The sequence below is a fragment of the Salmonella sp. SJTUF14076 genome, from assembly GCF_015534835.1.
GTDB classification, from domain to species: Bacteria; Pseudomonadota; Gammaproteobacteria; order Enterobacterales; family Enterobacteriaceae; genus Salmonella; species Salmonella enterica.
The window spans coordinates 4,403,644-4,416,992 of sequence record NZ_CP064674.1 but is presented as its reverse complement, the minus strand read 5'-3'; the positions used below and the strand labels follow the sequence as shown (position 1 = coordinate 4,416,992).

General features: G+C 52.1%; 8 protein-coding genes and 2 pseudogenes. 6 read left to right on the top strand and 4 right to left on the bottom strand.

Annotated features, from left to right (window positions below; translation table 11 throughout):
• The first annotated feature begins 408 nt into the window (after positions 1 to 408).
• From rplJ to HU143_RS21160, 5 genes are all read left to right on the top strand, one after another.
• The gene (gene rplJ / locus HU143_RS21180) at positions 409 to 906 is read left to right on the top strand and encodes a 50S ribosomal protein L10 (protein ID WP_001207203.1); all 498 of its coding nucleotides are present in this window, start codon (positions 409 to 411) and stop codon (positions 904 to 906) included.
• A 66-nt stretch (positions 907 to 972) separates the two neighbouring features.
• On the top strand, positions 973 to 1,338 hold the full coding sequence (gene rplL / locus HU143_RS21175) for a 50S ribosomal protein L7/L12 (protein WP_000028882.1): 366 nt from the start codon (positions 973 to 975) through the stop codon (positions 1,336 to 1,338).
• A 317-nt stretch (positions 1,339 to 1,655) separates the two neighbouring features.
• A complete protein-coding gene (gene rpoB, locus HU143_RS21170) occupies positions 1,656 to 5,684 on the top strand; it encodes a DNA-directed RNA polymerase subunit beta (RefSeq protein WP_023226537.1) in 4,029 nt (1,342 codons plus the stop codon).
• A 76-nt stretch (positions 5,685 to 5,760) separates the two neighbouring features.
• A complete protein-coding gene (gene rpoC, locus HU143_RS21165; protein WP_000653965.1) occupies positions 5,761 to 9,984 on the top strand; it encodes a DNA-directed RNA polymerase subunit beta' in 4,224 nt (1,407 codons plus the stop codon).
• 41 nt (positions 9,985 to 10,025) lie between these two features.
• On the top strand, positions 10,026 to 10,352 hold the full coding sequence (locus HU143_RS21160; RefSeq protein WP_015675457.1) for a hypothetical protein: 327 nt from the start codon (positions 10,026 to 10,028) through the stop codon (positions 10,350 to 10,352).
• A 1-nt stretch (position 10,353) separates the two neighbouring features.
• On the opposite strand, the gene HU143_RS21155 is transcribed toward HU143_RS21160, so the two are convergent.
• Positions 10,354 to 10,698: a hypothetical protein gene (locus HU143_RS21155; protein ID WP_001627468.1), complete on the bottom strand. Its 345-nt coding sequence runs from the start codon at positions 10,696 to 10,698 to the stop codon at positions 10,354 to 10,356.
• Positions 10,699 to 11,020: 322 nt separating this feature from the next.
• Positions 11,021 to 11,128 (bottom strand): annotated as a pseudogene (locus HU143_RS24875) (IS481 family transposase); the annotation flags it as partial.
• Between HU143_RS24875 and HU143_RS21150 the strand changes: the two are divergent.
• Positions 11,111 to 11,295 (top strand): annotated as a pseudogene (locus HU143_RS21150) (hypothetical protein); the annotation flags it as partial. The pseudogenes HU143_RS24875 and HU143_RS21150 overlap by 18 nt on opposite strands.
• A 153-nt stretch (positions 11,296 to 11,448) precedes the next feature.
• On the opposite strand, the gene thiH reads toward HU143_RS21150, so the two are convergent.
• Together thiH and thiG are read right to left on the bottom strand one after the other, a co-directional pair.
• Complete coding sequence (gene thiH, locus HU143_RS21145) at positions 11,449 to 12,582, bottom strand: 2-iminoacetate synthase ThiH (RefSeq protein WP_023226535.1); 1,134 nt, start codon at positions 12,580 to 12,582, stop codon at positions 11,449 to 11,451.
• The gene (gene thiG, locus HU143_RS21140; protein ID WP_000944068.1) at positions 12,579 to 13,349 is read right to left on the bottom strand and encodes a thiazole synthase; all 771 of its coding nucleotides are present in this window, start codon (positions 13,347 to 13,349) and stop codon (positions 12,579 to 12,581) included. The genes thiH and thiG overlap by 4 nt, the downstream gene beginning before the upstream one ends.

Below are 13,349 nucleotides of genomic sequence, written 5' to 3'. Positions count from 1 at the left end.
ACGTGGGCGGTGATTTTGTCTACAATCTTACCCCCACGATTCTGTTGAAATATAACAGAGCACTATGCGAGTCATTTGAATTGCAGCAAGGCAGCAAGTGAGTGAATCGCCAGGAGCATAGTTAACTATGTGACTGGTGTGAACGAGCGCAGCTAACACAGCTGCGGTTCAAAGGACGAAGTCATAGAAAGAATTTGTTCGTTGGAGCCTGGCCTATCCAGGCCTCCGTCGAAGACCGCAGGCGTCTCGCAAGAGGCTTAATCCCCTGCGTAGACGGTGACAGAACGCTAAGATTATTTTTGATACTCTGGCTTGTTTCTGCTCACCGTATTAAGACGCTCTTCTCGTTGAGATGAGTGAAGTGAGTTCCGGAACATGAGTTCCGGCAAACATCCAGGAGCAAAGCTAATGGCTTTAAATCTTCAAGACAAACAAGCGATTGTTGCTGAAGTCAGCGAAGTAGCCAAAGGCGCGCTGTCTGCAGTAGTTGCGGATTCCCGTGGCGTAACTGTAGATAAAATGACTGAACTGCGTAAAGCAGGTCGTGAAGCTGGCGTATACATGCGTGTTGTTCGTAACACCCTGCTGCGCCGCGTCGTTGAAGGTACTCAGTTCGAGTGCCTGAAAGACACGTTTGTTGGTCCGACCCTGATTGCATACTCTATGGAACACCCGGGCGCTGCTGCTCGTCTGTTCAAAGAGTTCGCGAAAGCGAATGCAAAATTTGAGGTCAAAGCTGCAGCCTTTGAAGGTGAGCTGATCCCGGCGTCTCAGATCGACCGCCTGGCAACTCTGCCGACCTACGAAGAAGCAATTGCACGCCTGATGGCAACCATGAAAGAAGCTTCGGCTGGCAAACTGGTTCGCACACTGGCTGCTGTACGCGATGCAAAAGAAGCTGCGTAATCGCAGTTGTCTTTATCAAGCATTTGCTTACGTATAAACTTATTCTGATATTCAGGAACAATTTAAATGTCTATCACTAAAGATCAAATCATTGAAGCAGTATCCGCTATGTCCGTAATGGACGTTGTAGAACTGATTTCTGCAATGGAAGAAAAATTCGGTGTTTCCGCTGCTGCTGCTGTAGCTGTAGCTGCTGGCCCGGCTGAAGCTGCTGAAGAAAAAACTGAATTCGACGTAATTCTGAAAGCTGCTGGCGCTAACAAAGTTGCTGTTATCAAAGCAGTACGTGGCGCAACTGGCCTGGGTCTGAAAGAAGCTAAAGACCTGGTAGAATCTGCTCCGGCCGCTCTGAAAGAAGGCGTGAGCAAAGATGACGCTGAAGCACTGAAAAAATCTCTGGAAGAAGCTGGCGCTGAAGTTGAAGTTAAATAAGCCAACCCTTCCGGTTGCAGCCTGAGAAATCAGGCTGATGGCTGGTGACTTTTTAGTCACCAGCCTTTTTGCGCTGTAAGGCGCCAGTAGCGTTTCACACTGTTTGACTACTGCTGTGCCTTTCAATGCTTGTTTCTATCGACGACTTAATATACTGCGACAGAGCGTACGTTCTGTGTAAATCGCAATGAAATGGTTTAAGCGTGATAGCAACAGGCATTGCGGAAAGTATCCATTTTCCGGTCAACAAAATAGTGTTGCACAAACTGTCCCCCGCAGGACAGATGGGTCGACTTGTCAGCGAGCTGAGGAACCCTATGGTTTACTCCTATACCGAGAAAAAACGTATTCGTAAGGATTTTGGTAAACGTCCACAAGTTCTGGATGTACCTTATCTCCTTTCTATCCAGCTTGACTCGTTTCAGAAGTTTATCGAGCAAGATCCTGAAGGGCAGTACGGCCTGGAAGCAGCCTTCCGTTCCGTGTTCCCGATTCAGAGCTACAGCGGTAATTCCGAGCTGCAGTACGTCAGCTACCGCCTTGGCGAACCGGTGTTTGACGTTCAGGAGTGTCAGATCCGTGGCGTGACCTATTCCGCACCGCTGCGCGTAAAACTGCGTCTGGTGATCTATGAGCGCGAAGCGCCGGAAGGCACCGTAAAAGACATTAAAGAACAAGAAGTCTACATGGGCGAAATTCCGCTCATGACCGACAACGGTACCTTTGTTATCAACGGTACTGAGCGTGTTATCGTTTCTCAGCTGCACCGTAGCCCTGGCGTCTTCTTTGACTCCGACAAAGGTAAAACCCACTCTTCGGGTAAAGTGCTGTATAACGCGCGCATCATTCCTTACCGTGGTTCCTGGCTGGACTTCGAATTCGATCCGAAGGACAACCTGTTCGTACGTATCGACCGTCGCCGTAAACTGCCTGCGACCATCATCCTGCGTGCGCTGAACTACACCACTGAGCAGATCCTTGACCTGTTCTTTGAGAAAGTCGTCTTCGAAATTCGCGACAACAAACTGCAGATGGAGCTGATTCCAGAACGTCTGCGTGGCGAAACCGCGTCGTTCGATATCGAAGCTAACGGCAAAGTGTACGTTGAAAAAGGCCGTCGCATTACCGCGCGTCACATCCGTCAGCTGGAAAAAGACGATATCAAGCATATCGAAGTTCCGGTTGAGTACATCGCAGGTAAAGTCGTCTCTAAAGACTACGTTGACGAATCTACTGGCGAGCTGATCTGCGCGGCGAACATGGAGCTGAGCCTGGATCTGCTGGCTAAGCTGAGCCAGTCCGGCCACAAGCGTATCGAAACGCTGTTTACCAACGATCTGGACCACGGCCCGTACATTTCTGAAACGGTACGCGTCGACCCAACTAACGATCGTCTGAGCGCGCTGGTAGAAATCTACCGCATGATGCGCCCTGGTGAGCCGCCGACACGCGAAGCGGCTGAAAGCCTGTTTGAGAACCTGTTCTTCTCCGAAGACCGCTATGACCTGTCTGCGGTGGGTCGTATGAAGTTCAACCGTTCTCTGTTGCGCGACGAAATCGAAGGTTCCGGTATCCTGAGCAAAGACGACATCATTGATGTCATGAAGAAGCTCATCGATATCCGTAACGGTAAAGGCGAAGTGGATGATATCGACCACCTCGGCAACCGTCGTATCCGTTCCGTCGGCGAAATGGCGGAAAACCAGTTCCGCGTTGGCCTGGTACGTGTAGAGCGTGCGGTGAAAGAGCGTCTGTCTCTGGGCGATCTGGATACCCTGATGCCTCAGGATATGATCAACGCCAAGCCGATTTCCGCAGCAGTGAAAGAGTTCTTCGGTTCCAGCCAGTTGTCTCAGTTTATGGACCAGAACAACCCGCTGTCTGAGATTACGCACAAACGTCGTATCTCCGCACTCGGCCCAGGCGGTCTGACCCGTGAACGTGCAGGCTTCGAAGTTCGAGACGTACACCCGACTCACTACGGTCGCGTATGTCCAATCGAAACTCCTGAAGGTCCGAACATCGGTCTGATCAACTCCCTGTCTGTGTACGCACAGACGAACGAATACGGCTTCCTTGAGACTCCGTATCGTAAAGTGACCGACGGTGTTGTAACCGACGAAATTCACTACCTGTCTGCTATCGAAGAAGGCAACTACGTTATCGCCCAGGCGAACTCCAACCTGGATGAAGAAGGCCACTTCGTAGAAGACCTGGTAACTTGCCGTAGCAAAGGCGAATCCAGCTTGTTCAGCCGCGACCAAGTTGACTACATGGACGTATCCACCCAGCAGGTGGTATCCGTCGGTGCGTCCCTGATCCCGTTCCTTGAACACGATGACGCCAACCGTGCATTGATGGGTGCGAACATGCAACGTCAGGCCGTTCCGACTCTGCGTGCTGATAAGCCGCTGGTGGGTACGGGTATGGAACGTGCTGTTGCCGTTGACTCCGGTGTAACTGCGGTTGCTAAACGTGGTGGTGTCGTTCAGTACGTGGATGCTTCCCGTATCGTTATCAAAGTTAACGAAGACGAGATGTATCCGGGTGAAGCAGGTATCGACATCTACAACCTGACCAAATACACCCGTTCTAACCAGAACACCTGTATCAACCAGATGCCGTGTGTGTCTCTGGGTGAACCGGTAGAACGTGGCGACGTGCTGGCAGACGGTCCATCCACCGACCTCGGTGAACTGGCGCTCGGTCAAAACATGCGCGTAGCGTTCATGCCGTGGAATGGTTACAACTTCGAAGACTCCATCCTCGTATCCGAGCGTGTTGTTCAGGAAGACCGTTTCACCACCATCCACATTCAGGAACTGGCGTGTGTGTCCCGTGACACCAAGCTGGGGCCGGAAGAGATCACCGCTGACATCCCGAACGTGGGTGAAGCTGCGCTCTCCAAACTGGATGAATCCGGTATCGTTTACATTGGTGCGGAAGTGACCGGTGGCGACATTCTGGTTGGTAAGGTAACGCCGAAAGGTGAAACTCAGCTGACCCCAGAAGAAAAACTGCTGCGTGCGATCTTCGGTGAGAAAGCGTCTGACGTTAAAGACTCTTCTCTGCGCGTACCAAACGGTGTATCCGGTACGGTTATCGACGTTCAGGTCTTTACTCGCGATGGCGTAGAAAAAGACAAACGTGCGCTGGAAATCGAAGAAATGCAGCTCAAACAGGCGAAGAAAGACCTGTCTGAAGAACTGCAGATCCTCGAAGCGGGTCTGTTCAGCCGTATCCGTGCGGTGCTGGTAGCCGGTGGCGTTGAAGCTGAGAAGCTCGACAAACTGCCGCGCGATCGCTGGCTGGAGCTGGGCCTGACCGACGAAGAGAAACAAAATCAGCTGGAACAGCTGGCTGAGCAGTATGACGAACTGAAACACGAGTTCGAGAAAAAACTTGAAGCGAAGCGCCGTAAAATCACCCAGGGCGACGATCTGGCGCCGGGCGTGCTGAAGATCGTGAAGGTCTATCTGGCCGTTAAACGCCGTATCCAGCCGGGTGATAAGATGGCAGGTCGTCACGGTAACAAGGGTGTTATCTCTAAGATCAACCCGATCGAAGACATGCCTTACGATGAAAACGGCACGCCGGTAGACATCGTACTGAACCCGCTGGGCGTACCGTCTCGTATGAACATCGGCCAGATTCTGGAAACCCACCTGGGTATGGCTGCGAAAGGTATTGGCGACAAGATTAACGCCATGCTGAAACAGCAGCAGGAAGTCGCCAAACTGCGCGAATTCATCCAGCGTGCCTACGATCTGGGCGCCGACGTTCGTCAGAAAGTCGACCTGAGCACCTTCAGCGATGATGAAGTGCTGCGTCTGGCAGAAAACCTGCGTAAAGGTATGCCGATTGCCACACCAGTGTTTGACGGTGCGAAAGAAGCGGAAATCAAAGAGCTGCTGCAGCTGGGCGACCTGCCGACCTCCGGTCAGATCACCCTGTTCGATGGCCGTACGGGTGAACAGTTCGAACGTCCGGTAACCGTCGGTTACATGTACATGCTGAAACTGAACCACCTGGTTGATGACAAGATGCATGCGCGTTCTACCGGTTCTTACAGCCTGGTTACTCAGCAGCCGCTGGGTGGTAAGGCGCAGTTCGGTGGTCAGCGCTTCGGGGAGATGGAAGTGTGGGCGCTGGAAGCTTACGGCGCCGCCTACACCCTGCAGGAAATGCTCACCGTTAAGTCTGATGACGTGAATGGTCGTACCAAGATGTATAAGAACATCGTGGACGGCAACCATCAGATGGAACCGGGTATGCCGGAATCCTTCAACGTTCTGTTGAAAGAGATCCGCTCGCTGGGCATCAACATCGAACTGGAAGACGAGTAATTCTCGCTCAAACAGGTCACTGGTGTCGGGGTAAAACCCGACACCAGATTGTGCTAACTCCGACGGGAGCAAATCCGTGAAAGATTTATTAAAGTTTCTGAAAGCGCAGACTAAAACCGAAGAGTTTGATGCGATCAAAATTGCTCTGGCTTCGCCAGACATGATCCGTTCATGGTCTTTCGGTGAAGTTAAAAAGCCGGAAACCATCAACTACCGTACGTTCAAACCTGAGCGTGACGGCCTTTTCTGCGCCCGTATCTTTGGGCCGGTAAAAGACTACGAGTGCCTGTGCGGTAAGTACAAGCGCCTGAAACACCGTGGTGTTATTTGTGAGAAGTGCGGCGTTGAAGTGACCCAGACTAAAGTACGCCGTGAGCGTATGGGCCACATCGAGCTGGCGTCTCCGACTGCTCACATCTGGTTCCTGAAATCGCTGCCGTCCCGTATCGGTCTGCTGCTCGATATGCCGTTGCGCGATATCGAACGCGTACTGTACTTCGAATCTTATGTGGTTATCGAAGGCGGTATGACCAACCTGGAACGTCAACAGATTCTGACTGAAGAGCAGTATCTGGACGCGCTGGAAGAGTTCGGTGACGAATTCGACGCGAAGATGGGTGCGGAAGCTATCCAGGCCCTGCTGAAGAGCATGGATCTGGAGCAAGAGTGTGAAACTCTGCGCGAAGAGCTGAACGAAACCAACTCCGAAACCAAGCGTAAAAAGCTGACCAAGCGTATCAAACTGCTGGAAGCCTTCGTTCAGTCTGGCAACAAGCCAGAGTGGATGATCCTGACCGTTCTGCCGGTTCTGCCGCCAGATCTGCGTCCGCTGGTTCCGCTGGATGGTGGTCGTTTCGCCACGTCAGATCTGAACGATCTGTATCGTCGCGTCATTAACCGTAACAACCGTCTGAAGCGTCTGCTGGATCTGGCTGCGCCGGACATCATCGTACGCAACGAAAAACGTATGCTGCAGGAAGCGGTTGACGCCCTGTTGGATAACGGTCGTCGCGGTCGTGCGATCACCGGTTCTAACAAGCGTCCTCTGAAATCTTTGGCCGACATGATCAAAGGTAAACAAGGTCGTTTCCGTCAGAACCTGCTCGGTAAGCGTGTTGACTACTCCGGTCGTTCTGTAATCACCGTAGGTCCATACCTGCGTCTGCACCAGTGCGGTCTGCCGAAGAAAATGGCCCTGGAGCTGTTCAAACCGTTCATCTACGGCAAACTGGAACTGCGTGGCCTGGCCACCACTATCAAAGCCGCGAAGAAAATGGTTGAGCGCGAAGAAGCTGTCGTTTGGGATATCCTGGACGAAGTGATCCGCGAACACCCGGTACTGCTGAACCGTGCACCAACACTGCACCGTTTGGGTATCCAGGCATTTGAACCGGTACTGATCGAAGGTAAAGCTATCCAGCTGCACCCGCTGGTTTGTGCGGCATATAACGCCGACTTCGATGGTGACCAGATGGCTGTTCACGTACCGCTGACGCTGGAAGCCCAGCTCGAAGCGCGTGCGCTGATGATGTCTACCAACAACATCCTGTCTCCGGCGAACGGCGAACCTATCATCGTTCCGTCTCAGGACGTGGTATTGGGTCTGTACTACATGACCCGTGACTGTGTTAACGCCAAAGGCGAAGGCATGGTGCTGACTGGCCCGAAAGAAGCTGAGCGTATCTATCGCGCAGGTCTGGCCTCTCTGCATGCGCGCGTTAAAGTGCGTATCACTGAATATGAAAAAGATGAAAACGGCGAATTCGTTGCGCACACCAGCCTGAAAGACACGACCGTTGGTCGCGCCATTCTGTGGATGATCGTACCGAAAGGTCTGCCTTTCTCCATCGTCAACCAGGCGCTGGGCAAGAAAGCGATCTCCAAAATGCTGAACACTTGCTACCGTATTCTGGGCCTGAAACCGACCGTTATTTTTGCGGACCAGACGATGTACACCGGCTTTGCTTATGCAGCGCGTTCAGGTGCGTCCGTTGGTATTGATGACATGGTCATCCCGGAGAAAAAACACGAGATCATCTCTGAAGCGGAAGCCGAAGTTGCTGAGATCCAGGAGCAGTTCCAGTCTGGTCTGGTAACCGCTGGCGAACGCTATAACAAAGTTATCGATATCTGGGCTGCGGCGAACGATCGTGTATCCAAAGCGATGATGGATAACCTGCAAACCGAAACCGTGATTAACCGTGACGGCCAGGAAGAGCAGCAGGTCTCCTTCAACAGCATCTATATGATGGCCGACTCCGGTGCGCGTGGTTCTGCGGCACAGATTCGTCAGCTGGCAGGTATGCGTGGTCTGATGGCGAAGCCGGATGGCTCCATCATCGAAACGCCAATCACCGCGAACTTCCGTGAAGGTCTGAACGTACTCCAGTACTTCATCTCCACGCACGGTGCGCGTAAAGGTCTGGCGGATACCGCACTGAAAACCGCGAACTCCGGTTATCTGACCCGTCGTCTGGTTGACGTCGCGCAGGATCTGGTGGTGACCGAAGATGACTGTGGTACGCACGAAGGTATCCTGATGACCCCGGTTATCGAGGGTGGCGACGTGAAAGAGCCGCTGCGTGACCGCGTTCTGGGTCGTGTGACGGCGGAAGATGTGCTGAAACCGGGTACCGCGGACATTCTGGTTCCACGCAACACGCTGCTGCACGAACAGTGGTGTGACCTGCTGGAAGCAAACTCCGTTGACGCCGTTAAAGTGCGTTCTGTTGTATCCTGCGACACCGACTTTGGTGTATGTGCGCACTGCTATGGTCGTGACCTGGCGCGTGGCCACATCATCAACAAAGGTGAAGCTATCGGCGTTATCGCGGCACAGTCCATCGGTGAACCGGGTACACAGCTGACGATGCGTACGTTCCACATCGGTGGTGCGGCATCGCGTGCGGCTGCTGAATCCAGCATCCAGGTTAAGAACAAAGGTAGCATCAAGCTCAGCAACGTGAAGTCGGTTGTGAACTCCAGCGGTAAACTGGTTATCACTTCCCGTAACACCGAACTGAAGCTGATCGACGAATTCGGTCGTACCAAAGAGAGCTATAAAGTGCCTTATGGCGCTGTCATGGCGAAAGGTGATGGCGAGCAGGTTGCCGGCGGCGAAACCGTGGCAAACTGGGACCCGCACACCATGCCGGTTATCACCGAAGTGAGTGGTTTCATCCGCTTCACTGACATGATCGACGGTCAGACCATTACGCGTCAGACCGACGAACTGACCGGTTTGTCTTCGCTGGTGGTTCTGGATTCGGCTGAACGTACTACCGGTGGTAAAGATCTGCGTCCGGCGCTGAAAATCGTTGATGCTCAGGGTAATGACGTTCTGATCCCGGGTACCGATATGCCTGCGCAGTACTTCCTGCCGGGTAAAGCGATTGTACAGCTGGAAGATGGCGTACAGATCAGTTCTGGTGACACCCTGGCGCGTATTCCGCAGGAATCCGGCGGTACCAAGGATATTACCGGTGGTCTGCCGCGCGTTGCGGATCTGTTCGAAGCGCGTCGTCCGAAAGAGCCGGCAATCCTTGCTGAAATCGCAGGTATCGTTTCCTTCGGTAAAGAAACCAAAGGCAAACGTCGTCTGGTGATCACGCCGGTTGATGGTAGTGACCCGTACGAAGAGATGATTCCGAAATGGCGTCAGCTCAACGTGTTCGAAGGGGAACGTGTAGAACGTGGTGATGTGATTTCCGATGGTCCGGAAGCGCCGCACGACATTCTGCGTCTGCGTGGCGTTCATGCTGTGACGCGTTACATTGTTAACGAAGTTCAGGATGTATACCGTCTGCAGGGCGTTAAGATTAACGATAAACACATCGAAGTTATCGTTCGTCAGATGCTGCGTAAAGCGACCATCGAAAGCGCCGGTAGTTCCGACTTCCTGGAAGGCGAACAGGTTGAATACTCTCGCGTCAAGATCGCTAACCGCGAGCTGGAAGCGAACGGCAAAGTGGGGGCTACCTTCTCCCGCGATCTGCTGGGTATTACCAAAGCGTCTCTGGCAACCGAGTCGTTCATCTCTGCCGCATCGTTCCAGGAGACCACGCGTGTCCTGACCGAAGCAGCCGTTGCGGGTAAACGCGACGAACTGCGCGGCCTGAAAGAGAACGTTATCGTGGGTCGTCTGATTCCGGCCGGTACCGGTTACGCGTACCACCAGGATCGTATGCGCCGTCGCGCCGCGGGCGAGCAGCCAGCAACACCGCAGGTCACTGCGGAAGATGCATCTGCAAGCCTGGCAGAGCTGCTGAACGCAGGTCTGGGCGGTTCTGATAACGAGTAATCGTTAAATGGTGGAGGGGCATTTATCCCTCCACCAGCTTCATGCTGGATACCGAATCCCGGGTCGCTTGCCTACAAGGAAAGAAAATGCCAGCGATTATTTCATTAATCTATTTAATGTTTAGTCTTTTGGTATTTACAAAAAAGATAACCATTTCAAACGTTCTGTCCGCTTTTTTATTGTTTCTATCGTTATATATACTTCACCATAAATCATTACTTATATTTATTTATTGTCTTATTATTATTGTCGCCACCGTTATTCTTCATCAAGTCAAAACCAGCGCGGATAAAAAAGCCGTATTTTATTTTTCAATGCCATGCTGGCTCTTGATTTTATCTGTAATTATAAATTTAATGAATAAATGAATTATTTTTTCATGACTCTTGTTTCTCGCATTATTTGTGAAAACTCATTGTCACTGGTTATATGAATAAATTGTCCAGTTGTTGCATTATATTTTGCCATCGCACAGGGAAGACTATTACCGCCGTTAGCCATAACAAATTTTGCTTTTGTATTACGATAAAGATTGACGCCAGGAATGGGGTCTTGACCGAATGTATAAGGCGTTGGGACAATCACATTATGTTTGTTTGAGAGCCACTTTGCTAAAATCCCGCCAACGCCATCAACCTGCGTAATAAAAGTAGAGAATCCACAATACTCAAAATTGAAATTTTTTACCATTGGGTTTGATTTTTTCTGTAACATTGAGTCCAAATGTGACTTTAAATTTATCCCATAAATCTAAGTTATTAAAGTCTATTGGCTCGCCATTATAAAATGCCTGCTGTTCATACATTAAATGATAAACCTGTTTTATTGATTGTTTACACGGGATATTTTAAATTATTAAATGGAGTATTTAATTCCATTAAGGTCTTTAGGCCGAAAAAAACACACAGACGACTTTATAATCGGACAATACATCAATCCCAGATGTCCGAGGATGTAGTGCGTATAGGTAAAATGATATGTATTATCTCAGACCTGATCTGACAGTTACCGGTTATTTATACAGATATCTGTCAGATTACATCTGGCTTAACTTTTTCTCAGCCCAGATGCGTTTTCCATCAAGTAACGTTACCATCGGCGTCCGGCCGCAACACATTTTTCCCTGATGGGTTCGCCCCTGATTCCGTTGTTCTGGGGCATCATTTTATGGACAAAAACGATCAGCAGACACGGTTGGAAGAGGGGTCGCCAGCGAAATTACAGTCAGGAACGCTGCCCGAAAACTTCAAGTTCACCGCTATTTCGATAATCCAGTGGCCAGCCCCCGGTCGTCAGTTACTGATGAAGGGGAGAAGGCTGGGCAAAAATGAGGAAGGGATAATTTGCCCTGGTCAGCTTCCATTGCTGACGATGACAAAATAAAAAAACGGGAGGTCGATAACAATCTCCCGTTTTTCGCATTACGTACTCGTTCGTGAAATACTAATGCGTTTACATACGGGTTCACCGCGTTTGCGAAGCGCGCCCCAGCCAACTGTCCCAGTCTTTCCAGACGGGCTGCAATCCTTGCGCGCTTAACGCGCTTGCTACTGTTTCAGGCCGACGGGCATCGTGGGGAGAAAACTGCTCCAGTTCCGGATGATCGTCAGCGTAGCCGCCGGGCTGCGTTTTTGAGAAGGCGCTGACGTTGTTGATTGCCAGAGGAATCACATGGTCTCGAAACCACGGCGATTCGCGGGTGGAGAGTGATAATTCAATTTCCGGCGCCAATAACCGGAAAGCGCAAATCGTTTGCACCAGTTGCTTTTCATCCATCACAGATGCGGGTTCCACACCGCCAGTACACGGACGCAGACGCGGGAAGGAAACAGAATAGCGACTCTGCCAGTAGTGTTTCTGCATCCACAACAGATGCTCCGCCACCATATAGCAATCCACCCGCCAGTTGTCCGACAGACCAATTAGCGCGCCAAGACCGATTTTGTCGATACCTGCCCGGCCTAACCGATCCGGCGTTTCCAGCCGCCAGAAAAAGTCCTGTTTCTTTCCCTTCAGGTGATGCTGTGCATAGATTGCCTCATGGTAAGTTTCCTGATAAACCATCACGCCATCGATCCCCAGCGTTTTGAGCTCCGCATAGTTTTCTTGCGACAAGGGCTGGACTTCCATCTGTAATGATGAAAATTGACGGCGGATAGCCGGTAAATGACGGCGAAAATAGTCCATTCCTACTTTGGCCTGATGTTCGCCAGTCACCAGCAACAGATGCTCAAAGCCCAGTTTACGGATAGCATCGCACTCCCTTTGAATATCCACCTCATCCAGCGTCTTACGCTTGATGCGGTTGCTCATTGAGAAGCCGCAGTAGGTGCAGTCGTTGGCACAGAGGTTTGAGAGATAAAGCGGCACGTAGAAACTGACGGTGTTGCCAAAGCGTTGTCGGGTCAGCCTTTGTGCCCGCTGCGCCATCGGTTCCAGATAATCGGCGGCGGCGGGGGAGAGCAACGCCATCAAATCGTCCCGGCTAAGATGCGCGGCGTTCAGTGCTCGCTCCACGTCGGCGGCAGTTTTACCGTTGATGCGCAGGCGAATATCGTCCCACTCCAGTTGCCGCCAACGGTCGCTGAAAGTTTTCATGCCAGGGCCTCCAGAAATCCGGTGAGCGGGCTGGTGGCGCTGGCGTAGGTGCTACGATTACCCGGCACCGCCTGACGCGCCAGTAATCCGGCTTCCACCGCCAGACGGAAAGCGGTTGCCATCATCACCGGATCGTCCGCCACGGCAATAGCGGTGTTAACCAGCACCGCATCAGCGCCCATTTCCAGCGCTTGAGCGGCGTGGCTGGGCACGCCAATGCCCGCATCAACCACCACCGGCACGGTCGCCTGCTGGATAATAATCTCCAGCATCGCTTTGGTTTCCAGCCCCTGATTCGAACCGATAGGCGCGCCAAGCGGCATCACCGCCGCGCAGCCGACCTCTTCCAGCCGCTTGCACAACACCGGATCCGCGCCGCAGTAGGGCAGCACCACAAAACCTTGCTTCACCAGTGCCTCGGCAGCTTTTAGCGTTTCGATCGGGTCCGGCAGCAGCCAACGGGCGTCCGGGTGGATTTCTAATTTTAGCCAGTGAGTGCCCAGCGCTTCGCGCGCCAGTTGGGCAGCGAAGATCGCCTCTTCGGCGGTTTTCGCCCCGGAGGTATTGGGCAGCAGCGTGACGCCCGCTTCAATCAGCGGCGCCAGAATCGCATCATTGTGCTGGCGCAGGTCCACGCGCTTCATCGCCAGCGTCACCAGTTGGCTGCCGGAAGCGCGAATTGCCTCGACCATCAGTTGCGATGAGGCAAACTTCCCGGTACCGGTGAACAGATGTGAATCAAACGTTTTGTCGGCAATACGTAACAT

Coding starts and splice junctions, on each gene's coding strand:
- rplJ (WP_001207203.1), top strand. CDS start 409: ATGGCTTTAAATCTTCAAGACAAACAAGCGATTGTTGCTGAAGTCAGC.
- rplL (WP_000028882.1), top strand. CDS start 973: ATGTCTATCACTAAAGATCAAATCATTGAAGCAGTATCCGCTATGTCC.
- rpoB (WP_023226537.1), top strand. CDS start 1,656: ATGGTTTACTCCTATACCGAGAAAAAACGTATTCGTAAGGATTTTGGT.
- HU143_RS21160 (WP_015675457.1), top strand. CDS start 10,026: ATGCTGGATACCGAATCCCGGGTCGCTTGCCTACAAGGAAAGAAAATG.
- HU143_RS21155 (WP_001627468.1), bottom strand. CDS start 10,698: ATGTTACAGAAAAAATCAAACCCAATGGTAAAAAATTTCAATTTTGAG.
- thiH (WP_023226535.1), bottom strand. CDS start 12,582: ATGAAAACTTTCAGCGACCGTTGGCGGCAACTGGAGTGGGACGATATT.
- thiG (WP_000944068.1), bottom strand. CDS start 13,349: ATGTTACGTATTGCCGACAAAACGTTTGATTCACATCTGTTCACCGGT.